Raw genomic sequence first — 26114 nt, 5'->3', positions numbered from 1 at the left:
GCGTCGCATCCGAATAGGCTCGGGCGCATGTCACCGGCTGGGGGGTCGGGCGCGGTCGTCGGACGCGACTCCGAACTGGAGGTTGTGCGCTCCGCGCTGGCCGACGTCGCCGCCGGCCGGGGCGGCGTCGTCCTGGTCGAAGGTGAACCGGGCATCGGCAAGTCGGCGCTGCTGCGTGGGGGGCTCGCCGACGCGGCCGACCTCGGCTGCCAGGTCGGCTGGACAGCCGCCGACGAGCTGAGCCCGCGCTTCCCGCTGCGGTTGCTGCTCGACTGCCTGGACAGCGAGCGGGCCCGGGCCGACCGGGACCCGGCCGGCGTCCCGGCCGCGCTCATCGGCCACCGGCCGCGCTCAGCGGCCACCGGCGGGGATCCGCTGGCCGCCGCGGTCGACCGCGCGCTCACCATCGTGGCCAAGAGGTGCACGGACTCCCCCGTCGTCCTCGTCGCCGACGACCTGCAGTGGGCCGACGAGACGAGCCTGCTCGCCTGGCACCGGCTGGCCCGGACGGCCGATCAGGTTCCGCTGCTGCTGGTCGGGGCGTACCGGCCGGTACCGCACCGCGCCGAACTGGATGCGCTACGCGCCGACGCCGTCGCGCGCGGCGCACTGATCCGGCTCCGCCCGCTGCCGGCCGGGGCGGTGGCCGCGGTGGTGGCGGTTCTGGCCGGCGCACCGGCCGGCGCCGGGCTGAGGTCGCTCGCCGAGCAGGCCGCCGGCAACCCGCTCTACCTGCGGGAGCTGGTCGACGCGCTGAAGCGCGAAGGCGCGGTGACGGTGGAGGACGGGCAGGCGGAGCTGGTCGACGGCTGGACCCGGCGCGCCCCGGCGTCGCTGACCGCGGCGATCGCCGGCCGGCTGGGCTTCCTGTCCCACAACGCGACCACGGCGCTGCGGGTGGGCACGCTCCTGGGCCCGGAGTTCTCCGTCGAGGACGTCGCCACCGTGCTGCAACTGCCGCCGAGCGCCCTGAACGGCGTCTTCAGCGAGGCGACGGCCGCCGGGGTGGTCACCGCCGGCGACCGGCTGTCGTTCCGGCACCCGCTCATCCGGCACGCGCTCTACGGGGAGATGCCCGCAGCCGTACGCTCCGCGCTGCACCGGCACGCGGCGCAGACCCTCGCGGCCGCCGGCGCCTCGGTGGAGCGGGTCGCCGCGCAGCTGCTTCCGGCCGGGCCGGCGGTCGACGGCTGGGTCACCGGCTGGCTCGTACGCGCCGCCCCGGAGCTGTCCGACCGGGCCCCGGCCGCGGCCGCCGACCTGCTGGAGCGGGCCAGCGGCCAGGTTGCCGTGGGCGCGGCGACGTGGGCGGAGCTGACCGGCGCGCTGGCGCGGGTACGGTTCCGGCTCGGTTGCGACGCCGAAGCACCGGCCCGGCGGGTGCTCACCCACACCGACGATCCGGTCCTGGCGGCCGAGATGCGGTGGATCATCGCCGAGCGGCTGCTGCGCGCCGGCCGGTACCGTGACGCGCTGCGCGTCGCGGAGCAGGGACAGGAGCAGCCGGAAGTACCGGTCGTCTGGCGCGCCCGGCTGGCGGCGATGTCGGCGCGGATCCTGTCCACCACCGCCGACGACCTGGACGCCGCGGACGAGACGGCGCAGGTGTCGCTGGCGTCCGCGCGCGCCTGCGACGACCGGGTGGCGATCGGGTACAGCCTGCTCAGCCTGTCGACGATCGCGCTGATGCGACGCGACCAGGCGGCACGGCTGTCCCACCTCGACGACGGGCTGGAGCTGCTCGCCGACGACCTGGAGCAGCTGGAGCTACGGCTGCTGCTGCTGGGCAACCGGACGCTCGCGCTGTCGATCCTCGACCGCTTCGGCGAGGCCGAGCAGACCCTCGCCGCCGCCCGCGACCTCGTCGACCGGCGGACCGGGTACGCGGGGCTGGCCCGCTTCCACGCGCCCGCGGCGGTCCTGCACTTCTGGACGGGCCGCTGGGACGAGGCCCTCGCCGAACTCGACGCGGCGCGGGATCTGCCCGACAACCCCCGGGTCGCGCCGATCGCGGCCGGGATCGTCTCGCTCATCGCCTGCCACCGCGACGACCGGGCCACCGCGTCCGCCCGGCTGGCCAAGTACCGGGACGAGCCGAGCGCGCCCGCGTTCGACGTGGCCAACCGCGGTTTCCTGATCGGCGCCCGGGCGGCCCTGGCCGAACGCGACGGGCAGCCCGCGCAGGCTCTGCGGGCCTGGCGCGAGGTTCTCCAGCCGCGGTACGCCCAGATGGAACGGCACATCCTCATGCCGGCGGTGGTACGGGCTGCGCTGGCCGTGGCCGACCTCGACACCGCGCGCGAAGCCGCCGAACTGTGCGAGCGGGACCCGGGACGGGTGACGCCCGGCCGGGCCGCTGCGGTGGCGCACTGTCGCGGCCTGCTCACCGGAGATCTCGACCTGCTGGCGAGCGCCGGGTGCTACCTGCGGACCGCCGGGCGGGTCGTCGAGTACGCCGGTAACTGCGAAGACGTGGCGGTCCTGCTCGCGCAGCGGGGCGAGCGCGCGGCTGCGAAGTCCGCGCTGGCCCCCGCCATGGAGGTGTACGCCCGGCTGGGCGCGCAGTGGGACCTGCGCCGGGCCGCCGCCCGGGTCCGCGCCTTCGGCGTCCGCTGGGGCGCCCGCGGGCCTCGCCGGCGCCCCGCGTCCGGCTGGGCCGCGCTGTCGCCGACCGAGGTCACCATCGCGCGGCTGGTGGCACAGGGCAGGTCCAATCCGGACATCGCGGCCGAGCTGCTGCTGTCACCGCGGACCGTCCAGTCCCACGTGTCCAACATTCTCGGCAAGCTCAAGGCGCAGTCGCGGGTGGAGATCGCCCGCGCGGTGCTCATCCACGGGTAGGGATCAGATGCGGGCAGCCGTGTTCGGCCGGGGCGACGAGCTCGGGCGCGTACGTGAGCTGGTCCACCGGGCGGCCTCCGGATACGGCGCGACGGTTCTGGTCGAGGGCGAGCCGGGGATCGGCAAGAGCACCCTGCTGGCGGCTGCCGCGGCCGAAGGGCGCCGGCTGGGCGCCAGGGTGCTGCGCGCCGACGGCGTGGCCGGCCAGCAGGGGTCGTTCGCGGCGGTCCGGTCGTGGCTCGCGGCGGACCCGCCCATCGACCCCGTCGTCACGCGCCAGCCCGGCGCCGACGGCGACCTGGTGGTCACCGAACTGGCCGACCGCGACCTGGCGGTCACCGAACTGGTGGTCAACCGGATCGAGGCGTGGTGCGCGGCGGGACCGGTGGTGGCGGTCGTCGACGACCTCCAGTGGGTGGATCCGGCGAGCCTGCTCCTTCTCGGCCGCCTGCACCGCAGCGTCGCCCAGCTCCCGCTCCTGCTCGTCGCGGCATACCAGCCGACGCCATCCGACGCCCGGCTGGACGTGCTGCTGCGAGCGCTGCACGGGCGCGGCGCGGTCCCGATGACGCTCGCGCCGCTGCCCGAGGACGAGATCGCCGCGCTGGCGCAGTCGCTGCTCGGCGCGCCTGCGGGCCCGGAGCTGCGCGAGCTGCTCGCCCGGGCCGGGGGCAACCCCCTGTACGCGATCCACCTGCTCGGCGCGCTGGCGCGCACCGGCGGCATCCGGGTCGCCGGCGGCTACGCGACGCCGCGTCGAGGCGGGGCGGCGGCGGTACCGGGCACGCTGATCGGCCTGATCCAGCGCCGCCTCGACCGGCTCAGCGACCCGACTGTCGAGCTGCTGCGGGCCGCCGCCGTCCTGGGGGCCGGCTTCGACCTGACCGAGCTCGCGGCCGTCCTCGACACCCCCGTGATCTCGCTCTGGGAACCGGCCAGCGAGGCGGTGACGGCGGGGCTGCTGGTCGAAGCCGGCGACCAGCTCGTGTTCCGGCACGAGCTGGTCCGCCAGGTGCTCGCCGACAACCTGTCCGGCGGCGCGGCCGACGCGCTGCGGCTGCGCGCCGGGCGGGCACTCGCGACGGCCGGCGCCCGGGTCGAGCGGGTCGCACGGCATCTCACGGCCGCCACGGGGTTGGCGCCGGACCTGGTCGACTGGCTGGCACGGGCCGCGGAGGCGCTGGTCGTACGCGCCCCGGACCTGGCCACGCCGCTGCTCGAGCGGACGTTACGGCAACGGCGCGGCGAGGTCCCGGAGACCCTGCGGCTGCAGTACGCGCGGGCGCTGCTGTGGGCGGGGCGCCCGGCGGACGCGACGGAGGCCGTCCAGGCGGCGTTGTCGGCGGAGCCGAAGCCGGGGGTGGCGCTGCGTTGGCTGCTGGCGCAGTCGCGCCTGCAGAGCGGTGAGCTGGACGCGGCACTCGCCGTGGCCGAGAAGGTGCTGGCCGACGAGGGGCTGAGCGACGAGGACGCGGCCCGCTTCCACGCGCTCGCCGCGCAGTGCCTGCTGTTGACGGGGCGCGCCAAGGCCGCCGAGGCCGCCGCCGCGCCGGCCGTCGCCGGGTCCGACGACTACGTCAACGCATGCGCGCTGACGGCGCTGGCCGGTGTCCGGCTGGTACGGCAGCGCCCGGCCGACGGGCTCGACCTCGCCGACCGGGCGCTCGCGGCGCTGGGCGGCGACCAGGTCCAGCCGGACCATCCGTTCGCGCCGCATCTCGTACGCGGCTTCTGCCTGCTCGAACTCGGCCGGTTCGATGAGGCCGACGCCGCGTTCGGGCAAGGGCGTACCCGGGGCGACCGGGCGTTCCTCGCCTGGCACCGCCTCGGCAGCGCACGGGTGCGGTACCTGGAGGGCCGGTGGGACGACGCGCTCACCGAGATCCGGGCCGGGCTCGAGGCGACCGACCACCTCGGTGTGGCACCGGCGCTGCGCAGCCAGGCCACGCTGATCGGGCTGCACCGCGGCGACGGCCCGGATCCGGACGTACGCGAGCACGACGACCCGAGCCCGTACTGGGGATGGCTGCGCGCGTCGGCGCGGGCGCTGTCGGCCGAACGCGACGGCGACCGCGACCGGGCGTTGCGGACGCTGTCGGACGCGTGGGGCCGGGGCCCGGCCCTGGCCTGCCTGGCGGCCGAGCTCGCCCGGGTGGCCGGCTGCGGCGGGCGGCGCTCGCAGGTGCGCGGGGTCGCGGAGCCCCTGTACCGGGTCGCCGTGCACCACGGCGGTCCGCAGGTGCGCGCCGCCGCCCTGCTCTGCCGGGGCATCGTCGAGGCGGACGCGGCGGTGCTGCTCACCGCGGCGCAGACCTTCAACGAGGCCCGCCGGCCGCTGTACGAGGGCTACGCGTACGAGGAGGCCGCCGACGTCCTCGCCACCACCGGAGCCCGGGCGCGCGCCCGGGCGGCCCTGGACGCGGCGCTCGGCTGCTACGACCGGATCGGGGCGGCCTGGGATCTCGAACGCGCGCAGGCGCGGCTGCGGGAGGCCGGCGTGCGGCACCGCAGCGGCCGGCAGCGACCGACGACGGGCTGGGAGGCGCTGACCCGGACCGAGCGCCGGATCGTCGAACTCGTGGTGGCGGGCCGGTCCAACCCGGACATCGCCGCGGAGCTGTACCTGTCACCGCGAACGGTCCGCAACCACGTCTCGCACATCCTCGCCAAGCTGGGGCTCAGCTCGCGCGTCGAGCTCGCGGTCAGCGCGTACGAGCAGGGGGCGCGCTGACGCGGCGGCGTGGCGGGAGCCCGCCGCAATGCCCGCCGGACGGACCCGGTAAACGGTTGTCCTGTCCCGTTCCGCGTCGACACTGTGGGCTGGCGTCGTACGTACCGACCGTGACTACTCGGGTCATATGGCGGTTGTTTCACCGACTCGCGAGGACGAATGTACGACTGACAGCAGTTGTCGTTCGATGTCCCGCACGGGCTTAGCCAGGAAGAGTCCGCTGATGACCATCGCGCCCAACTCCCCTCATGAACTCGGCAACCGAATCGCCATCGCGAAGGTGACGCTCGCGGTGCATCGCATCCATACCGGTACCGGCCGCTGCGAGGCCTGCGGACATTTGTGCCCCTGCGACGCCGCCAACAGCGCCGCGAACACGATCGCCGCGTACGGCCTGCCGGTGGTCGAAGCCGCGTCCGCGATGCGGTTGCCCAACCAGCGCCGGTTCCTGCGCGCCCGGAAGACCTCAACCTGATCTGGTACCGCCGGAACTCCGTGAAGATGTCGTGAGGACCGGCCGGACGCGGGGCAGCCGTTGCGCATGACGGCTACGTTCACGGACGTGGTGATCTCCCCCGTGTCCCCGGCGGTCCGCACCGCCGCACCCGCCATGCTGTGGGTTGCGGCCGGCGGCTGCGCCGCGTGGGCCGTGGTGCGGGTGTTCGGGCTCGACCGGGCCGGGGGGCCGCTGGTGCAGCTGATCGCCTTCACGCCGTACGTGGCGGCCGGCAGCATCGTGGTGCTCGGCGTCACGGCAGGTTTCCGGATGTGGTGGGCCGCCGGGGTGGCGGCCGTCGCGGCGATCGCGCTCGTGGTGTGCGTGCTTCCCCGGTCGTGGGCGGACGGCGCGAGCACCGGCGACGGTTCCCGGCTACGCGTGCTGACCGCCAACATGATGGTCGGCGGCGCCGACGCGCGCGCCATCGTCGATCTGGTGCGCCGCCACGACGTGCAGGTCCTCGCGCTGCAGGAGCTGACCCCGGACGCGGTACGGGCGCTGACGGCCGCCGGTCTGCCGGGCCTGCTGCCCTACCGCGCCACGTACCCGCAGCCCGGCGGCTGGGGCTCCGGGCTGTACAGCCGGTTCCCCCTGCGCGACGCCGGCCTGCGCCCCTTCTCGTCCGGCTTCACCCAGGCCACGGCGACGATCGAGGTACCGGACGGGCCCGCGGTCGCCGTCGAGTCGGTCCACCCGTGCGCGCCGATCTCGCCGGGCGCCGCGCAGTGCTGGCGTACCGACCTGGCCGGCGAGCCACCCGCCCGCCCGGACGGCGTCGTACGGGTGCTCGCCGGCGACTTCAACGCCACGCTCGACCACGCGGCGCTGCGGCGGTTCATCGCGACCGGGTACCGCGACGCCGCCGACGCACGGGGCCGGGGGCTCGCCGCGACCTGGCCGTACGACGAGAAGTGGTGGATACCCGGGGTGACGCTCGACCACGTGCTGGCCGACCGCCGGGTGGGCGTGGCGGGGTACGACGTGTACCGCATCCCCCGGTCCGACCACCGGGCGGTCTTCGCCGAGCTCGTCCTGCCGTAGCGGGGCGGTCAGGCGGGCAGCTGCTGCCCGGCCAGTCCGTAGCTGAGCGCGTCGACGAGCGCGTGCCAGCTCGCCTCGACGACGTTGTGGTGCACACCGACCGTGGTCCAGTCGCCGTTCTTGCCGGCCGTCTCCAGCAGTACCCGGGTCACCGCGCCGGTGCCGTGGCTGCCTTCGAGGATGCGCACCTTGAAGTCGGCCAGCTCGAACGTGGCGAGCCCCGGGTAGTGCTTCGCCAGCGCGACCCGCAGCGCCTCATCGAGGGCGTTGACCGGGCCGTTGCCCTCGGCCGTCGCGATCACCCGCTCCCCGCGTACCCGCACCTTGACCGTGGCCTCGCTGACCACCGCGCCGTCCTCGCGGTGCTCGACCTGGACCCGGTAGCTCTCCAGGGCGAACGGGCGGGCCAGCCCGCCGTCGAGCTCCTCGCGTACCAGCAGCTCGAACGAGGCGTCGGCGGCCTCGAACGACCAGCCGGCCGCCTCCAGCTCCTTGATCCGGGCGGTCACCCGGGAGACCGCCTCGGGGTGGGCACCGAGATCGATGCCCAGCTCTCGGGCTTTCAGCTCGACACTGGCGCGCCCGGCCATCTCGGTGACCAGGATGCGCATGTCGTTGCCGACGACCTCCGGCTCCACGTGGTTGTACAGCAGGGGGTCGACCTTGATCGCGCTCGCGTGCAGCCCCGCCTTGTGGGCGAAGGACGACGACCCGACGTAGGCCTGGTGGGTGTCGGGGGCGATGTTGGCGATCTCGGCGATGGCGTGCGAGACGCGCACCATCTGGTCCAGGCAGCCGTCCGGTAGGACGGGCAGCCCGAGCTTGAGCTGGAGGTTGCCGACGACGGCGAAGAGGTCGGCGTTCCCGGCGCGCTCGCCGTACCCGTTGGCGGTGCACTGGAAGTGCGGTACGCCCGCCTCGACGGCGGCGACCGTGTTGGCCACGGCGCACCCGGTGTCGTTCTGGCAGTGGATGCCGAGCCGGGCCACCGCCTCGTCGGCGCTGACGCCGAGCTGGTCGGCGAGCCGGTCGCGGACCTCACCCACCACCCGGGTCACGCGTGACGGGAGCATGCCGCCGTTGGTGTCGCACAGGACCGCCGCCTCGGCGCCGGCCTCCAGGGCGGCCGCGGCCACCGCCGTGGCGTACTTCGGGTCCACCGCGTACCCGTCGAAGAAGTGCTCGCAGTCGAGAAACACTCGTCGGCCCTCGGCGACGAAGAAGGCGACCGTGTCCCGGACCATCGCCAGGTTCTCGTCCAGCGTCGTGCGCAGGGCCCGCTCGACGTGCCGCACGTCCGACTTCGCGACCAGCGTCACGACCGGGGTCTCGGCGTCGAGCAGCGCCCGTACCTGCGGATCGACGTCGACGGCGGTGTCGGCCTTGCGGGTGGCGCCGAACGCGACGAAGAGCGCGTGCTTGAGGTTGAGCTCGGTGCGCGCCCGCCGGAAGAACTCCGTGTCCTTCGGAAGCGCCCCCGGCCAGCCACCCTCGATGAAGCTGACGCCGAAGTCGTCGAGCAGCCGCGCCACCGCGAGCTTGTCGACCACCGAGTAGGTGATGCCTTCGCGCTGGGCCCCGTCGCGCAGCGTGGTGTCGTAAACCTGCATTGATCTTCCAGCCTCTCCACAACGAAAAAGACCCCCCGCGAATGCGAGAGGTCTGCGCGCCCAGCGTCGAGTGCTGGCGCGCTAGGGGCCAATAATCAGTACGGTGCGGACTGCGGTCACGCATAGTACAGTGCCACGCACGTCCGACATCCTGGAAGCACTTTCCGCATTCCGGGACCAGTAGTGCGTGAAGTCACAGGTTTGGCCTGGTCATTGCGGTCCTGATTACCACCGTAGCCGACGAGGCAGCAGAACTCAGCCGGCCTCTCCCGATCCAGAACTCAGCCGGCCTCTCCCGATCCAGGCTCGTCCGGTCCGCTGTCCTGGCCTCCCGGCCGCGGATCGACCCTCTCGGACGGCGCGCCGGCCGGCGGCGGCGCCAACCGGGCTGTCAGCGTCAGCGTGGCCAGTGGCAGGGCGGTGAAAGAGGCCGTCGGCACGGGGACCTCCCAGCACAGAGCGACAGGTGCCGGTTGGACGCGCGGCGCGCCCGGACGGTTCCCGGCGGCCGACGGGTGACGCTACGGTTCCCGGCCACGGGGCGCCCGGACGGTTCCCGGCGGCCGACGCGCTGGGCTAACGGGGCCGGCGCGCCGAGCCCACGGGGCCGGCGCGCCGGTCTTCAACGGCGATCAGATGACGCGGCGCACCCAGCCGTGGGTGTCGGCGACGTGGCCGCGCTGGATGTCGACCAGGGTCTGGCGCAGCCGACCGGTAACCTCACCGGTGCTGCCGTCGCCGACGGTGAACTCGCCGTCCGCCGACCGGACGGTCCCGATCGGGGTCAGCACCGCAGCCGTACCGCAGGCGAACACCTCGCGCAGCCGGCCGCTGGCGGCGTCGGCGCGCCACTGGTCGATCGAGTACGGCTCCTCGCGGACCTCGTGCCCCTGCTCGCGGGCCAGCGCGATCACCGCGTCCCGGGTGATGCCGGGCAGGATCGTGCCGAGCGGCGGCGTGACCAGGCTGCCGTCGTCGAAGACGAAGAAGATGTTCATGCCGCCGAGCTCGTCGACGTACCGGCGCTCGACCGCGTCGAGGAACACCACCTGCTCGCAGCCGTGCTCGATCCCCTCGGCCTGCGCCGCCAGGCTGGTGGCGTAGTTACCGCCACACTTGGCCGCACCGGTGCCACCGGGCGCGGCCCGCGTGTACTCGGTCGACACCCACACGGTCACCGGCGCCACGCCGCCCTTGAAGTACGGGCCGACCGGCGAGGCGATCACGACGTACAGGTACTCCGCGGACGGCTTGACGCCGAGGAACACCTCGCTCGCGAACATGAACGGGCGCAGGTACAGGCTGCCGTCAGGGTCGTCGGGCACCCAGTCGCGGTCGATCCGGACGAGCTCGGCGAGCGAGTCGAGGAACAGCTGCTCAGGAAGCTCCGCCATGGCCATACGCCGGGCCGACTCCTGGAACCGCCGCGCGTTGGCGTCGGGCCGGAACATGGTCAGGCCACCGTCATCGGTTCGGTAGGCCTTCAGCCCCTCGAAGATCTCCTGGGCGTAGTGCAGGACAGCCGTCGCGGGGTCCATCTGGATCGGCGCACGAGCCTCGACCCGGGGGTCGTACCAGCCCTTGCCCTCGGCGTATCGAATGGTGACCATGTGGTCGGTGAAGATCCGGCCGAATCCGGGGTTGGCCAGCAGAGCGGCCCGCTCCGCGGCGGGTACCGCCGCCGGATTCGGATGAATCTCGAACTCGAGGCTCTCACCGCCGCTCATACATGTCCTCCGCAAATCTTCTCGGTGGGGTGCCGGGCCGTACCGGCCGTGCCTGCAACTTACCCCCGAACGCTCGTTAAAGTGAGGACGTCCGGCGGGGTCGAACGGGTCAATCGCGTCGATCAAGGAAAAGTGGCGTTGATTTGCCCCGGTTCGCCGTCGTCGTTGTCGCCGATCGACGCGCAGATCCGGGGCCCGAAGGCGTGAGGCCCGCCGGTCAGGCGGATACCGCCGCCGCGAGCCGGTCGCCGACCTCGTCGGTGCGCAGCGGGGCGCCAGGTGTGCGCCCGGCGAGCTCCGCGGCCACGGCGTCGGTGACCCGCCGAGCGGCCTCGGGGTGACCGAGGTGCTCGAGCAGGAGCCCCACCGAGAGCACGGCGGCGGCCGGGTCGGCCAGACCCTTGCCGGCGATGTCCGGAGCGGAGCCGTGCACCGGCTCGAACATCGAGGGGTACCGCCGGTCGGGGTTGATGTTTCCGCTCGCGGCCAGGCCGATTCCGCCGGTGATGGCAGCGGCGACGTCGGTGAGGATGTCACCGAAGAGGTTGTCGGTGACGATCACGTCGTAGCGCTGCGGCTGGGTCACCAGGAACATCGCGGCGGCGTCGACGTGCTGGTACTCGGTCGCGATGTCCGGGTACTCCGCCGCCACCTCGTTGAAGGTCCGCGCCCACAGGTCGCCGGCGTGGGTCAGCACGTTGTTCTTGTGGACCAGGGTCAGCTTGCGGCGGGGCCGGGCGGCGGCGCGGGCGAAGGCGTCGCGGACGACCCGCTCGACGCCGTGCCGGGTGTTGAGGCTCTCCTCCGTGGCCACCTCGGCCGGGGTGCCCTTGTGCAGGTTGCCGCCGGCGCCGGCGTACAGGCTCTCGGTGCCCTCGCGCACCACCACGAGGTCGATCTCGCCCGGCTTGGCGTTCGCCAGGGGGCTCGTGGTGCCCGGCCACAGCCGGGACGGGCGCAGGTTGACGTACTGATCGAACGCGAAGCGCAGCTTCAGCAGCAGCCCCCGCTCCAGCACCCCGGACGGCACCGACGGGTCGCCGACCGCGCCGAGCAGGATCGCGTCGTGCTGGCCCAGTTCGTCCAGCACGCTGTCGGGAAGGACCTCACCGGTGCGGTGGTAGCGGGCCGCGCCCAGGTCGTACTCGGTCGCCTCGATACCGGGCAGGACGGTTTCGAGCACCTTGCGCGCCTGCGCGACGACCTCGGGTCCGATACCGTCACCGGCCACCACCGCGATTCGCGCCACCGTCATGTCCGTTCTCTCGCTTTCGTACGGTCTAAGGAACGTTAAGGCATCGTCCTAGGTATCGGTACACCAGGTCCACCATCTGGACGCCCCGTTCCATGATCCTGAAGGATTTTCCGTGTCCTGACGCGGAAAATCCTTCACGATCATGGGATGTCAACCGGGCGGCGCGTATTGACAGCCGCCGGCCAGAGTTGTTGGCTCGAAACAAGCTCGTCGATCCGACAGGATCGGTGGGAGTGCTCGGGCGCCGGGGCGAAGGTGGCCGCCCCGGCGCCCGGGATCACACCCGCGCGCTTCGCGCGCGGGTCAGGCCGTCTCGGTGCTATGCCGTCTCAGTAATCGGCCGGTCCACCCAGCTCATCATGTCGCGCAGCTTGCGGCCGGTGACCTCGAGCGGGTGCTGGGCAGCCTGCTCGCGGTACTTGTTGAAGTTGGGGCGACCCGCGTCCTCCTCCGCAATCAGCTCGCGGGCGAAGGTGCCGTCCTGGATCTCGGCCAGGATCTTGCGCATCTCCTCCTTGGTCTGCTCGTTGACCACGCGCGGACCACGGGTGTAGTCGCCGAACTCGGCCGTGTCCGAGATGCTGTAGCGCATCCGGGCGATGCCACCCTCGTACATGAGGTCGACGATCAGCTTCAGCTCGTGCAGGCACTCGAAGTAGGCGATCTCCGGGGCGTACCCGGCCTCGGTCAGCACCTCGAAGCCCGTCTGCACCAGCGCCGACGCGCCGCCACAGAGCACCGCCTGCTCGCCGAACAGGTCGGTCTCGGTCTCCTCCTTGAAGGTGGTCTTGATCGCGCCGGCGCGGGTGCCGCCGATCGCCTTGGCGTACGAGAGCGCCAGGGCGAAGGCGTTGCCGGTGGCGTCCTGCTCCACGGCGACCAGGCAGGGCACGCCCTTGCCGTCGACGAACTGACGGCGTACGAGGTGACCGGGGCCCTTCGGCGCCACCATGGCGACGTCCACGTCGGCCGGAGGCTCGATCAGCCCGTACCGGATGTTGAGGCCGTGGCCGAAGAACAGCGCCTTCCCCGCGCTCAGGTTCGGGGCGATCGAGTCGGCGTAGATGTGGCGCTGGGCGGTGTCCGGCGCGAGAATCATGATCAGGTCAGCCTCGGCGGCGGCCTCGGCCGGCGTCACGACGCGAAGCCCCTGCTCCTCGGCCTTGGCCCGGCTCTTCGAGCCCTCGGGCAGACCGATCCGCACATCGACACCGGAGTCGCGCAGCGACAGGGCGTGGGCATGACCCTGGCTGCCGTATCCGATCACCGCCACCTTGCGGCCCTGGATCACCGACAGGTCGGCGTCATCGTCGTAGTACACCTCGGCGGTCATGTAATCCCTTTCAGCTAGCGGCCCGGAGGGCTGGTCCCGCCGTGATCGATCGCGAGCCGCGACCGATGGCGACCATGCCGGACTGCACCATTTCCTTAATCCCGTACGGCTCCAGATCGCGGATCAACGCGTCCAACTTCTCGGCCGTGCCGGTGGCTTCAATCGTCAGCGCGTCGGGGGCGACGTCGACCACGCGCGCTCGGAACAGTTGTACGGTCTCGAGCACCTGCGAGCGGACCGGTCGGTCGGCGCGCACCTTGATCAGTATCAGCTCCCGCTGCACCGACGCATTGTGCTCCAACTCGACAATCTTGAGCACGTTGACCAGCTTGTTGAGCTGCTTCGTCACCTGCTCCAGTGGAGACGCGTCGGCGTTGACCACGATGGTAATCCGCGACACCTCGGGGTGTTCGGTCTCCCCCACCGCCAGCGAGTCGATATTGAAACCGCGCCGGGAGAACAGCCCCGAGACGCGGGCCAGGACACCGGGCTTGTTCTCCACGAGAACCGAGAGGGTGTGCGTGTTCATCAGATGTCGTCCTCGTCGAAGCGCGGCCGCACGCCGCGGGCGAACATGATCTCGTCGTTGCTCGTGCCGGCCGCGACCATCGGCCACACCATCGCGTCCTTGCCCACGACGAAGTCGATGACCACCGGCTGGTCGGTGACGGCCATCGCCGCGGCGATCGTGTTGTCCAGGTCGCTGACGGTCTCGCAGCGCAGGCCCACGCAGCCGAGCGCGTCGGCCAGCTTGACGAAGTCGGGGATGCGGTGCTTGTGGGTACCGAGGTCGGTGTTGGAGTAGCGCTCGTCGTAGAAGAGCGTCTGCCACTGCCGCACCATGCCGAGGTTGCCGTTGTTGATGACGGCCACCTTGATCGGAATACCTTCCAGAGCGCAGGTCGCCAGCTCCTGGTTGGTCATCTGGAAGCAGCCGTCCCCGTCGATGGCCCAGACCACCTTGTCGGGGGCGCCGGCCTTCGCGCCCATCGCCGCGGGCACGGCGTAGCCCATCGTGCCGAGCCCGCCCGAGTTCAGCCAGGTGGCCGGGTTCTCGTACTTGATGAACTGTGCGGCCCACATCTGGTGCTGGCCCACGCCTGCGACGTAGATTGCGTCCGGCCCGACGATCTCACCCAGCCGCTTGATCACCTGCTGCGGCGCGAGGGTGCCGTCCGCCGGGTCCTCCCAGCCCAGGGGGTACCGGTCACGGAGGTCGTCGAGCTGGCTCCACCAGTCGGCGAGCCGCTCGCGCCCGGCCGGCCCGTCGCTCGCCTCGGCGGAGACCGCGGCGATCAGCTCGTCGATGACGTACCGGGCATCACCGACGATCGGCACGTCGGCCGCCCGGTTCTTGCCGATCTCGGCCGGGTCGATGTCGGCGTGCACGATCGTCGCGTTGGGCGCGAACGAGTCGAGCTTGCCGGTGACCCGGTCGTCGAAGCGGGCGCCGAGCGCCACGATCAGGTCGGCGCGCTGGAGCGCGTAGACGGCCGAGACCGTGCCGTGCATGCCGGGCATGCCCAGGTGCTGCGGGTGCGAGTCGGGGAACGCGCCCCGCGCCATGAGCGTCGTCACCACCGGCACGCCGGTCAGCTCCGCGAGCTTGCGCAGGCCGGCCGAGGCGCCGGCCTTGAGGACGCCGCCGCCGACGTAGAACACCGGCCGCTTGGCCGAGGCGATCAGCCGGGCCGCCTCCCGGATCTGCTTGCCGTGCGGGTGCATCGTCGGGTGGTAGCCGGGCAGCTCCAGCGTCGGCGGCCAGGTGAACATGGTCTGCCCCTGGAGCACGTCCTTGGGGATGTCGACCAGCACCGGGCCCGGGCGCCCGGTGGCGGCGAGGTGGAACGCCTCGGCGAGGATGCGCGGCAGCTCCTCGCCGGTCTGGACCAGGTAGTTGTGCTTGGTGATCGGGAGCGTGATCCCCTGGATGTCGGCTTCCTGGAACGCGTCGGTACCGATCGCGCTCTTCGCCACCTGTCCGGTGATCGCGACCATGGGCACCGAGTCCATGTACGCGTCCGCGATCGGCGTCACCAGGTTGGTCGCGCCCGGCCCGGAGGTGGCCATGCAGACGCCGACCCGGCCGGTGGCCTGCGCGTACCCGGTGGCCGCGTGGCCGGCGCCCTGCTCGTGGCGGACCAGGATGTGGCGCACCTTCTTGGAGTCGAACAGCGGGTCGTAGGCCGGCAGGATCGCACCGCCCGGGATACCGAAGACGATGTCTACGCCGAGCTCCTCGAGTGAACGGACAAGAGCGCTGGCGCCGTTCATCGGACCCTCGGTGATCTGCGCCACGGGGTTCGACGGGGTGGTCTGGGCGGCGTGCGCGGCAGGTCGGTGGGCGAGAACTTCTGGCGTTGGTCTGCTCATCGGATCGCCTTCGGTTGAACGGTAACGGGCTCGCGGGTGGCTTCGATCACATCGGCCCCGGGGGCCGGCGGGAGCGGGGGGCATGGACGCCGGGCATGAAAAAAGCCCGCGTGCGAGGTGCACGGGGGCTAGCGCGCCGACAGTCAGCTCAGCGCGCTAGGTGATAAGTACTCGGCGAGGCGTGGTCGACATGGCGCTAACTTTGCCTCATCTCACGCGCTGAGTCAACCTGTCCCACGTTTTGGACCTTGGAACCATCGTCAGCGTCCGATCCGGGCTCGTACGGCGGAAGCGGATCCGCCCGGAACAGCGCCTCCACGCGCTCGGCCGGCATCGGGCGTCCGAACAGGTCACCCTGGGCGTACGGGCAGCCGGCCTCCTCGAGGATCCGCCGCTGGGCCGCCTCGGTGATCCCCTCCGCGACAACGTCCAGACCGAGCCGGTTGCCCAATTGCACAACGACGTCGGCGAGCGGCGGCGCGAACCGCACCGCGGACGGCCGCGGCGACTCGATCAAGGTCTTGTCGATTTTGAGGATGTCGACCGGCAGCGTGCGCAGCTGGCCCAGCGACGAGTACCCGGAGCCGAAATCGTCGAGCGCCACCCGTACCCCGGCCGCGCGCAGCGCCGTGAGCCGGTCGACCAGCTGCTGCACGTCCTGCGCCACGGCGTGCTCGGTCACCTCGATGACCAGGCGCTCCGGTGGCACCCGGTGCCGCCGCAGCACCTCGGCAACCTGCCTGGCGTACTCGGGGTCGTGCAGCTCGCGTACGGACACGTTCACGGCGAGGTAGACCTCGTGGCCGTCGGCGATCCAACGCGACAGCTGGTGGCACGCCTCGTGGAGGACGAACTCGCCCAGCCCGTGGATCAGCCCCGCGTCCTCGGCGAGCGGGATGAACTCGTCGGGCGGCACGGTCCCCAGCCGCGGGTGGTGCCAGCGCAGCAGCGTCTCCACCCCGGCCACCCGGCCGTCGGGCAGGTGCGCCACCGGCTGGTACACCAGCATCAGCTCACCGCGGTCGACCGCGCCGCGCAGTTCGTGCTCCAGCTCGGTGCGGCGGCGCAGCCACCGGTCGTACGCCAGGTCGTACTGCTCCACCCGCTGCTTGCCGCGCTGCTTGGCGAAGCGCAGGGCGACGTCGGCGTCGCGCATGAGGCCCTCGATCGTGTCGGCCGTGGCTGCCGAGGCCAGCCCGATGCTCGCCGACAGGAACACGGTCACGCCGTCGACCTCGTACGGGCGGCACAGCACGGCCAGCAGCCGCTCGGCGACCGCCGTCGCCTCGACCGCCGACGCCCGCATCAGCACGGCGAACTCGTCGCCGCCCAGGCGTACCGGAAGATCGCCCGGGCGCAGGTTGCTCCGCAGCCGCGCGGCGACGTCGACGAGCACGAGGTCACCCACGTCGTGCCCGCGCGTGTCGTTGATGTTCTTGAACCCGTCGAGGTCGATCGCGAGCAGGACCTGGGACGGGCCGCCGACGCCCTCCTCCTGCAGCGCGTTGAGCAGCTGCCGCCGGTTGGCCAGCCCCGTGAGCGCGTCGGTGTGCGCCATCATCCGGAAATGCGCCTCGCTGTGCGCCAGCCGGTCGGCGGTGCGGCGGAGGTCGATGCGGGCCAGCGCCTGCTGCGCGGCGAGCGCCCCGCCGACGACGATGGCGGCGCCGACGCTGATCTGGTCGATCGAGCCGTCGAGGAACAGCAGGTGGACCACGCAGGCCACCGCGGCGACGACGACGAGCGCGAGTGACACGGCGAGGCCGTCCGGCGACCGGCTGACCGACCGCGCCGGCACCGGCGCCGTCCGGACGGCGTACGTCAGGACGAGCGCGCCGAGCCCGTATCCGAGGACGGCCACCGCCGTCAACACGCCGTTGGCGAAGAACACGGCCATCGGCAACAGCGACGCCGCCAGGCACGGTACGGCGGCGCCCAGGCACAGCCGGCGGACCGGCGGCGACTTGAGCCCCGCGGCCACGAGCACGCCGGTCGCGACGAGCCCGACCAGGATCGGACCGGACACCACGACGCAGGAGGCCTGCAGCCGCTGCGGCGTCGGGTCTCCGCCGTGGTGGCGGTGCAGTGGCTCGCCCACCAGCGTCCAGCCGGCGTAGAACACGCTGACGCCGATGACCAGGCCGTCGAGGACGTGGCGCAGCAGCGCCCGCCGGCTGGTGACGATGCCCAGCCCACCGAGCGCGCCGGCCAGGATCAACGGCGTCGACAGCACCGACGTGGCCGCCGCCTCCGCGCCCAGCCGCAGCCCCGACGGTTCGGTGGCCACCATCACGTCGAGGAGCACGGCCACCGGCCCGAGCGCGCCGAGCGGTAGCGCCAGCGCCAGGATCAGGCAGGCCCGCCGGCGGTCCTCCCGAATCGTCCGGTCGTCGCGAACCGTCCGGTCTGCCTGGTCCGTCCGGTCCTCGCGCTCCTCCCAGCCCTCGCGGGCGCGCTCACCGGGGATCGCGTCGCCGGCCCTGGCCACTCTGACCAGCACGGTCGCGCAGAGCACGACGGCGACGGCACAGGCCGCCGCCGGCGCGAGACCGTAGATGACAGGCACGACCTCCACTGTGCCGCACGTCCCGGCTCCTGTCCCGCCCGTCGCCCTATTCGTCTGGCCCGTTTTCCTATCCGGGGCCGGATTCGCGTCCCGCCTCGTGGACGTCGCCCGACCTGGGCCTCCCCGATCGCGGCCACCGGTGCCAAACTTGGCTCATGCCCGAACTGAGGTCGAAGACATCCACCCACGGTCGAAACATGGCCGGCGCGCGCGCCCTGTGGCGCGCCACCGGGATGACGGACAGCGACTTCGGCAAGCCGATCGTCGCCATCGCCAACAGCTTCACCCAGTTCGTACCCGGGCATGTGCACCTTCGTAACCTCGGCGCGCTGGTGGCGGAGGCGGTGGCCGAGGCCGGCGGCGTCGCCAAGGAGTTCAACACGATCGCCGTCGACGACGGCATCGCGATGGGCCACGGCGGCATGCTGTACTCGCTGCCCAGCCGCGAGCTGATCGCCGACTCCGTGGAGTACATGGTCAACGCGCACTGCGCGGACGCCCTGGTCTGCATCTCCAACTGCGACAAGATCACGCCGGGCATGCTCATGGCCGCCCTGCGGCTCAACATCCCGACCGTCTTCGTCTCCGGCGGCCCGATGGAGGCCGGCAAGACGATCGCGATCGAGGGCATCGTCCACCCCAAGATCGACCTGATCGACGCGATGATCGCGTCGGCCAACGAGGCGGTCACCGACGACCAGCTCGGCCAGATCGAGCGGTCCGCGTGCCCGACCTGCGGGTCGTGCTCGGGCATGTTCACCGCCAACTCGATGAACTGCCTCACCGAGGCGATCGGCCTGTCGCTGCCGGGCAACGGCTCGACGCTCGCCACCCACGCGGCGCGGCGTCAGCTCTTCCTCGACGCCGGGCGGATCGTAGTGGACCTGGCCCGCCGCTACTACGGCGAAGACGACGAGAGCGTCCTGCCCCGGTCGATCGCCTCGCGCGCGGCGTTCGAGAACGCCATGGCCCTCGACGTCGCCATGGGCGGGTCGACCAACACCGTGCTGCACCTGCTCGCTGCCGCCCGCGAGGCCGGCCTGGACTTCTCGGTCACCGACATCGACGCCGTCTCGCGCCGGGTGCCGTGCCTGTGCAAGGTCGCGCCGAACACCCCGCAGTACCACATGGAGGACGTGCACCGGGCCGGCGGCATCCCCGCCATCCTCGGTGAGCTCAACCGGGCCGGGCTGCTCCACAAGGACGTGCACTCGGTGCACGCCGAGTCGCTGGACACCTGGCTGGCGGACTGGGACGTGCGCAGCGGCAGCGCGAAGCCGGAAGCGATCGAACTGTTCCACGCCGCGCCCGGCGGGGTGCGGACCACGGAGCCGTTCTCGACCGACAACCGCTGGTCGAGCCTTGACACCGACGCCGCCGAAGGCTGCATCCGGGACGCGGCGAACGCCTACTCCGCCGACGGCGGCCTCGCGATCCTGTTCGGCAACCTCGCGCCCGACGGCTGCGTCGTCAAGACCGCCGGCGTCCCGGCCGAGTGCCTGGAGTTCCGCGGCCCCGCCCGGGTCTTCGAGTCCCAGGAGGACGCCGTCGCCGGCATCCTCGACAAGACCGTCCAGCCCGGCGACGTCGTGGTCATCCGGTACGAGGGGCCGCGCGGCGGCCCGGGCATGCAGGAGATGCTCTACCCGACCTCGTTCCTCAAGGGCCGCGGGCTCGGCCGGGCCTGCGCGCTGATCACCGACGGGCGCTTCTCCGGCGGCACGTCCGGGCTGTCCATCGGGCACATCTCGCCCGAGGCGGCCGGTGGCGGCCTGATCGCGCTGGTCGAGGACGGCGACGAGATCGCTATCGACATCCCGGCCAGGTCGCTGGTGCTCAACGTGCCCGACGACGTCCTGGAGGCCCGCCGGATCGCGCAGGACAAGCGCGACCGCCCGTACACGCCGGCCGACCGGGACCGCCCGGTCTCGGCGGCGCTGCGGGCGTACGCGTCGATGGCGACCAGCGCCAGCGACGGCGCGTACCGCCGCGTCCCGGAGTGACCTCAGGAGGCCGACGGTTCCTGGCCGACCGGCGGTTTCCGGCCGGCCGGCGGCGCGTCGGCCGGGTCGGGCGCGACGAAGATCGGTAGGTGCTCGCCGAGCCGCTCGGTGAGCACCACATCCAGCCGGTACGGCTCAGCCGCCAGGTAGTCGCCGGCCACCGCCATGAACTCCGCGGCGGTGACCAGCCGTACGCCGCCGGTCCGCGGCCGGTCCAGGTCGACGCGGTCACCTGGACGGTCGCTGGCCGGGTGTACGACGAGAAAGCCCGTGACGGCGGAGGCCGCCGACCCGGTCCGCTCGGCCCAGCGTCGGGCCTCGGTGATGGCGGCCCGGAGTTCGGCCGAGCCCTGGGCGAAGCCGCGGCCGTCGCGGTGGACCTCGCCCGCCTCCGTGATCGTGTACTCGCCGGGCGGCCACACGGTGCCCCGGATCAGCGCCACTCGCCGGCCGGCCGTGACGAGATGCGGGTACGGGCCGGTCGGAAGCTGGAAGAACCGCGCCGACGGGATCGCCTCGAGCTCGGCGATGCCCGGCTCGGCGTCGGGTACGTCGGCACTGCCCCACCAGCGCCGGCCCTCCACCGCCGCGCGGACCCGGTCCCGCGCCGATCCCACCGCGTCCAGCCAGGTGGTCAGCCCGTACGCGATCAGCAGCGGCACCGCGTACAGCGCGTTCAGCGCTATGAGCTGGAGATCACCGACGACGTCGGACAGCGACTCCGGTACCTCGCCGCCGGTGGTCATGCCCCAGGCCGCCGCACCGACGAGCACCGGCGCCAGCCCGACGGCCGAGCGGCCCTGCAGTCCGAGGGCGAGCGCGCCGACTCCCGCGGCCAGCGCGATCAGCCCCCACAGCAGGTCGAGGCGCACGACGCCGTACGCAACCACGGCGAGCCAGCAGAGCGCCACCACCGCGGTCAACGCCAGCGGCCGCGCGAGCCCCGGCAGGACGCGTTCCCGGCGGGTGAAGCCGGCCGGGGCGCGGCCGGCCGGCTGGCCGTGAACCCGGGCCGCATCGCCCTCCGGCAGCGGCTCGCGCGCCGTCGCTGTCCGCGGCTCGCGCGCCAGGTCCGCCTGCGGCTCCCACTCCGGCCCGGATACCGGCTCGGATGCCGGCTCCGCCACCGGCTCGAATGCCGGCTCCCACTCCGGCAGCACCACCGGCCCGGGCAGCGGCGGAGGCTGAGGCTGCGGCTGCGGCTGCGGCTGCGGCGCGGGATCCCCGGTGGTCTCCGGCTGCTCGGCGTCCCCGTCCGCCATCACCCTGGGCGACCACGTCTGCGTGAGCGCCGCTGCCCAGGCCTCCGTCTCGGCCGGCGGCGGTTGCCGCGCCGCGGCACGGTCCTCCCGCTCGTCGGCGTCGTCGCCTGACGGCGGGTGCTCGCGGTCTCCCCGCAGGTAGGACCAGTAGTCGTCTTCGCCGAGCTCCTCGGCTCGCGGCACCGGCCCGGCCCGCAGCGCCGAGGGGCTGAGATCACGCCAACGGGCACGGCGGCGTTCCCGCTCGTCGGGGGCGGGCTGTTCCTCGCCGCCGCCGATCTGTTGCCCGGCTCCGGGCCGTCCAGCGCTGCGAGTCCAGCTCTCTCCGCTGCTCACGCCGACTACCTTGGCAGCATCGCGCCACTGCCGGCAACACGAGGGATCCCGCGGTCCAGCCGCCGCGAGCCGCTCATGTCCATGAATGTATGCCTTCGCACCCACGCCCGGGTCGGCCGTGCCCGCCGGCCCCGGAGCTGTCGCCGGGCGGCCACCCGCCCCGGCGCGATCCGGCCCTACCGAGAACGGCGCCCGCGCCGGGATGGGACGATGACCCCGTGCGTCAACAAAAGTTCCGGTACAACGCCGCCATCACCGTCGCCGCCGTCGTCGCGTTCTTCGGCGCTATGCCGCTTGCCACGTCGCACATCTACCTGTCGCCGATCGCGCTGGTACCGATCCTCGTCGGGGTGTGGGGCTGGCGGGCCGGCACCGATGTGGGCCCCGAGGGCGTACGCATCCGGGCCCTGTTCGGCTCGCGGTTCATCCCCTGGTCGCAGATCACCGCGCTGGTGCCCGCCGACCGCAGGCGGGCCTATGCGATCCTGACGACCGGCAGCCAGGTGCGGCTGCCCGCCGTCGGCGCAGCCGACCTGGCGACGCTCGGGGACGCGGTCGTGGAGAAGACCGCGGAGCCGGACGGGACGCCGGATGGCCCGCACCCGACCGACGACCCGCACGACGCCACCCAGCAGCGGGAGAGCCACCCCGGGCGGGCTCAGTAGCCGTCGGTCACCACGTTCTTCAGCGGCTGCCCGGCGGCGAATCGGCGGATCTGGTCGCCGGCGAGACGGTACGTCCGCGGCCGAAATCCCTGTACGGATCCCCCGACATGCGGCGTGAGCAGCAGGTTCGGCATGTCCCACAACGGGTGGTCGGCCGGTAGCGGCTCGGGGTCGGTCACGTCGACGGCCGCCGCGATGCGCCCGGTCGCGAGCTCGGCGGTGAGCGCCGCGGTGTCCACGACGGGGCCACGGGCCGCGTTCACGAGCAGTGATCCGTCGGGCATCGCGGCGAGGAACGCGGCGTCGACCAGGCCTGTGGTCTCGCGCGTGAGCGGCACGACGAGCACCACCACGTCGGCGTACGGCAGCAGCCGGGGCAGCTCGTCGACGCCGTGGACGCCGTCGCGGGCGGTACGGGCGACCAGCGTCAGCGACACCTCGAAGGGCTCCAGCCGGCGGGCGATGGCCCGGCCGATCGAACCGGCGCCGACGATGAGCACGCGCTTGCCGGCCAGTTCGTCGGTCACGCCGTACGCCCATTCCCGCCGTTCCTGGGCACGGACGAACCTCGGGAACTCCCGCAGGTACGACAGCATCGCGCCGACCACCCACTCGGAGGTCGAGGAGTCGTGTACGCCCTGGGCGTCGCAGAGCGTGACCCCGGCCGGGATCCGGTCGACCCACGCGTCCGCGCCGGCCGACAGCAGTTGCACCACGCGCAGCCGGGGCATCCCGGCGAACAGTTCGGCGGCGGCGCTCGTCGACAGGAACGGCGGCGACCAGAACTCGACCGTCGCCGGGTCGGACGGCGGCGCGCCGTCGCCGGCGAACACCTCCACCGTCGTCTCCGTGGGCAGATCGCCGAGCAGCGACCGTCCGATCTCGTCGGGAATCCAGACCTTCACGATCATCTACCGTATCCGGCCTCGTGACCGACGGTCGCCATCGGGTCGCCCGGCACTCGTCCCCGTCCGCGCGTCCCCAAGGCGGGCGGCGCGGTCCGGTTAGGCTGGACGGCGTGATCGCCCCCGCCCCTGAGCGCTCCATCGACGGCGGACTTCGCGCAGACGCCCGGGCCGCCGTCCGCGCGGTGGTCGGGACCTTGGTCGCGGGCCTGCTCGTCGCGGGCTGCTCCTTCGGTCCGCCCCCTCCCGACCAGGCGGGCTCGCCTCCCAACCTGCCGACGCCGTCGTCTTCGGCCAGCTCAGGCGGTGACGATCTGAGCGTGGTCACCACGGTGCTGGCCAAACACCTGGACGTGCCCTGGGAGGTCGCCTTCCTGCCCGACGGCGCGGCGCTGGTCACCGAACGCAACAGCAGGCGGATCCTAAAGCTCGGTCCGGACAGCGACGCGAGCGGCCTCACGGTCACCACGGCGCAGACCATCGACGACGCCGTCCCCAACGGGGAGGGCGGCCTGCTGGGGCTCGCGGTGTCCCCCGCCTACGCCACCGACAAGACGATCTTCGTGTACTACACGACCGCGACCGACAACCGCATCGCGAAGCTGACGCTCGGGGCCAAGCCGCAGCCGATCGTCACCGGTATCCCGGCCGCCGCCAACCACGACGGCGGGCGGCTGGCGTTCGGCCCGGACGGGTTCCTCTACGCCAGCACCGGCGACGCCGGCCAGCGCAGCCTCGCGCAGGACACCACCAGCCTGGCTGGGAAGATCCTGCGCATGACCCCGGACGGCAAGCCGGCCCCGGGCAACCCGTTCAACAACCTGGTCTATTCGTACGGGCATCGCAACGTACAGGGGCTGGCCTGGGATCCGGCCAAGCACCTGTACGCCACCGAGTTCGGCCAGGACACCTGGGACGAGGTCAACGTCATCGAGGCGGGAAAGAACTACGGCTGGCCCGTGGCGGAGGGCGTCGCGCGCGACAGCCGGTTCGTCGACCCGATCGTTTCGTGGAAGCCGTCCGAGGCGTCCTGCTCGGGGGCGGCGGTCGTGGCGGGCAAGGTGCTGGCCACCGCCTGCCTGAAAGGCCAACGGCTGTGGCTGATGCAGCTCACCGCGGCGGGCGGTCTTTTCGGCGCGCCCGCCCCGCTCCTGGTCGGAACGTACGGCCGGCTACGCGCGGCCACCGTGGCACCCGACGGTTCGCTGTGGATCTCCACCTCCAACCGGGACGGCAGGGGCACGCCCAAGCCGGACGACGACCAGATCATCCGGGTGGTCATCTCCGGTGCCGGAGGCGCGGACCGCAGCTGATTGTCGGGCACTATGGATTCTGTGTCCCCGAACGATGATCTGTCGCGCCGTGGCCGGCTCGCCGCTGCCGGGCGTCGCCTGTACGCCGGTCTACGGGTGGTGAGCGCCGCCCTGGCGCCCGGCGTGCGGGTTCTGCGCCACCGCCACGTCCGGCGCGCCGGCTGGCTGCTCGGCCTGCTCGCCGTGACGGCGGTCGGCATGGTCGTCGGTGTCCTGATAGCCGGGCGGGTCTCCGCCGACGTGGGGCCGTTCCACGCAAGGTTCGCCGTCACCCCGGCGCTGAACGGTGGCACGGATGTCGGCATCCCACCGCTCGGTTCGCTGCACCTGGCCAGTCACTCCGGCCCGGCGCACCTGTCGGTGCAGCTCACCGCGCTCGACCAGCAGCGCGCGAAGGCGCTGGTCACCAACCCGGCAGCGCTCGAGAAGGCCAGTGGCGGCGCGGTCGACGACCTACGCGACGGGGTGCTGCGGCTGGTCTTCCAGGTCGCCGGGGTATCCGTACTCGGTGCGATGGTCCTCACCGCGCTGCTGTACCGCTCGGTGCGGCGGGTGGCCGCGTCCGGTGGCCTGTCGCTGGCCATCCTCGCCGGCACGGCGGTCGTCTCGGTCGCCACGTTCCGGCCCGCCGCCATCGAGGAGCCACGGTACGAGGGTCTGCTGGTCAACGCCCCGGCCGTCGTCGGCGACGCCCGGCAGATCGCCGGCCGGTACTCGGCGTACCGGGCCGAGCTACAGCGGCTGGTCGGAAACGTCGGCAAGCTGTACGACACGATCTCCACGCTGCCGGTGTACGAGCCGGACAACTCCACGATCCGGGTCCTGCACATCTCCGACATGCACCTCAACCCGGCCGCCTGGTCGGTCGTACGGACGGTCGCACAGCAGTTCAACGTCAATCTGATCATCGATACCGGCGACATGACCGACTGGGGCAGCGAGCCGGAGGCGTCGTACGTGTCGTCGATCGCCTCGCTGAAGGTGCCGTACGTGTTCGTCCGCGGCAACCACGACTCCATGAACACTCAGGCGGCGGTGGCCCGGCAGCCCAATGCGAAGGTCCTCGACGGCGGAGCGGTCACCATCGACGGACTCACGATCACCGGTATCGGCGACCCGCAGTTCACCCCGGACAAGTCTTCGCCGAACAACGCCCCCGGCGCCGCCCAGGACAAGGGCGTACAGCAGGAGATCAACGCCGGGCAGCTGCTGGCCAACTCGATCCTGGAGATGCAGCACGCCCCGGACATCGCGCTCGTGCACGACCCGACGGCCGCGATGCCGCTGGCCGGCCGGGTACCGCTGGTGCTCTCCGGCCACCTGCACCAGCGCGAGGTCCGGCGGCTGGCCAACCCGGGCGGCACCGCCCCGGGCACGGCGCGGACCCTGCTGATGGTCGAAGGCTCGACCGGCGGGGCCGGCCTGCGGGGCCTGGAGGGCAAGGAGCCGCTGCCGCTGGCGCTGTCGGTGCTGTACTTCGACGCGAAGAAGCACACGCTGCAGGCCTACGACGACATCTCGGTGGGCGGCACCGGGCAGACCGAGGTGACGCTGCAGCGGCACCTCGTCAAGGACGACCAGACCGGGGACGCCGCACCGACACCGTCGCCCAGCGCCTCATAGCGATCTTGGACACTTGGCGGGCCTATGGCAC

The 26114-nt window shown here is 72.6% G+C and carries 17 protein-coding genes; 8 read left to right on the top strand and 9 right to left on the bottom strand.

Annotated elements, in window-relative coordinates:
• Positions 1-27: 27 nt before the first annotated feature.
• The 4 genes from HC031_RS00160 to HC031_RS00145 all read left to right on the top strand — a co-directional run bounded on the left by HC031_RS00160 (position 28) and on the right by HC031_RS00145 (position 7112).
• Positions 28-2841, top strand: coding sequence for an ATP-binding protein (locus tag HC031_RS00160; protein WP_167923056.1), 2814 nt, complete (start codon positions 28-30; stop codon positions 2839-2841).
• Positions 2842-2848: 7 nt separating this feature from the next.
• The gene (locus HC031_RS00155) at positions 2849-5572 is read left to right on the top strand and encodes an ATP-binding protein (RefSeq protein ID WP_167923055.1); all 2724 of its coding nucleotides are present in this window, start codon (positions 2849-2851) and stop codon (positions 5570-5572) included.
• Positions 5573-5795: 223 nt separating this feature from the next.
• The gene (locus HC031_RS00150) at positions 5796-6047 is read left to right on the top strand and encodes a hypothetical protein (protein WP_167923054.1); all 252 of its coding nucleotides are present in this window, start codon (positions 5796-5798) and stop codon (positions 6045-6047) included.
• A gap of 135 nt (positions 6048-6182) precedes the next feature.
• Entirely contained in the window at positions 6183-7112 is a 930-nt protein-coding gene (locus tag HC031_RS00145) for an endonuclease/exonuclease/phosphatase family protein (RefSeq protein WP_167923501.1), read from the top strand.
• A gap of 8 nt (positions 7113-7120) precedes the next feature.
• Here the strand turns inward: HC031_RS00145 and cimA are convergent, their stop codons facing one another.
• The 7 genes from cimA to HC031_RS34205 form a co-directional block, all read right to left on the bottom strand.
• Positions 7121-8722 (bottom strand): citramalate synthase, encoded by a 1602-nt coding sequence (gene cimA / locus HC031_RS00140; RefSeq protein WP_167923053.1) that lies wholly within the window; start codon positions 8720-8722, stop codon positions 7121-7123.
• Positions 8723-9354: 632 nt separating this feature from the next.
• Positions 9355-10449: a branched-chain amino acid aminotransferase gene (locus HC031_RS00135; RefSeq protein WP_167923052.1), complete on the bottom strand. Its 1095-nt coding sequence runs from the start codon at positions 10447-10449 to the stop codon at positions 9355-9357.
• A gap of 217 nt (positions 10450-10666) precedes the next feature.
• Positions 10667-11698, bottom strand: a complete 1032-nt coding sequence (locus HC031_RS00130; protein ID WP_167923500.1) for a 3-isopropylmalate dehydrogenase — start codon at positions 11696-11698, stop codon at positions 10667-10669.
• Between the two features lie 325 nt (positions 11699-12023).
• Complete coding sequence (ilvC, locus tag HC031_RS00125; protein ID WP_167923051.1) at positions 12024-13037, bottom strand: ketol-acid reductoisomerase; 1014 nt, start codon at positions 13035-13037, stop codon at positions 12024-12026.
• Positions 13038-13047: 10 nt separating this feature from the next.
• A complete protein-coding gene (gene ilvN / locus HC031_RS00120; RefSeq protein ID WP_167923050.1) occupies positions 13048-13566 on the bottom strand; it encodes an acetolactate synthase small subunit in 519 nt (172 codons plus the stop codon).
• Complete coding sequence (locus HC031_RS00115) at positions 13566-15410, bottom strand: acetolactate synthase large subunit (protein ID WP_167923049.1); 1845 nt, start codon at positions 15408-15410, stop codon at positions 13566-13568. The genes ilvN and HC031_RS00115 overlap by 1 nt, the downstream gene beginning before the upstream one ends.
• Before the next feature lie 196 nt (positions 15411-15606).
• A complete protein-coding gene (locus HC031_RS34205; RefSeq protein ID WP_167923048.1) occupies positions 15607-17976 on the bottom strand; it encodes an EAL domain-containing protein in 2370 nt (789 codons plus the stop codon).
• A gap of 155 nt (positions 17977-18131) precedes the next feature.
• Between HC031_RS34205 and ilvD the strand changes: the two genes are divergently transcribed.
• The gene (ilvD, locus tag HC031_RS00105; RefSeq protein WP_167923047.1) at positions 18132-19979 is read left to right on the top strand and encodes a dihydroxy-acid dehydratase; all 1848 of its coding nucleotides are present in this window, start codon (positions 18132-18134) and stop codon (positions 19977-19979) included.
• A 2-nt stretch (positions 19980-19981) separates the two neighbouring features.
• Here ilvD and HC031_RS00100 read toward each other — a convergent pair whose 3' ends face one another.
• Positions 19982-21577 (bottom strand): hypothetical protein, encoded by a 1596-nt coding sequence (locus HC031_RS00100; RefSeq protein WP_167923046.1) that lies wholly within the window; start codon positions 21575-21577, stop codon positions 19982-19984.
• 218 nt (positions 21578-21795) lie between these two features.
• Between HC031_RS00100 and HC031_RS00095 the strand changes: the two genes are divergently transcribed.
• A complete protein-coding gene (locus HC031_RS00095; RefSeq protein ID WP_338090411.1) occupies positions 21796-22242 on the top strand; it encodes a PH domain-containing protein in 447 nt (148 codons plus the stop codon).
• On the opposite strand, the gene HC031_RS00090 is transcribed toward HC031_RS00095, so the two are convergent.
• Positions 22236-23147, bottom strand: coding sequence for an NAD(P)-dependent oxidoreductase (locus tag HC031_RS00090; protein ID WP_167923044.1), 912 nt, complete (start codon positions 23145-23147; stop codon positions 22236-22238). The genes HC031_RS00095 and HC031_RS00090 overlap by 7 nt on opposite strands.
• 140 nt (positions 23148-23287) lie before the next feature.
• Between HC031_RS00090 and HC031_RS00085 the strand changes: the two genes are divergently transcribed.
• Positions 23288-24460 (top strand): PQQ-dependent sugar dehydrogenase, encoded by a 1173-nt coding sequence (locus tag HC031_RS00085; protein WP_167923499.1) that lies wholly within the window; start codon positions 23288-23290, stop codon positions 24458-24460.
• Positions 24461-24481: 21 nt separating this feature from the next.
• Entirely contained in the window at positions 24482-26083 is a 1602-nt protein-coding gene (locus HC031_RS32745) for a metallophosphoesterase (RefSeq protein WP_167923043.1), read from the top strand.
• The last annotated feature ends 31 nt before the right edge of the window (positions 26084-26114 follow it).

The organism is Planosporangium thailandense (genome assembly GCF_011947195.1).
Lineage (GTDB): Bacteria > Actinomycetota > Actinomycetes > Mycobacteriales > Micromonosporaceae > Planosporangium > Planosporangium thailandense.
Note: the sequence above shows the minus strand (reverse complement) of the source record. Positions and strands in the feature narration are given on the sequence as shown.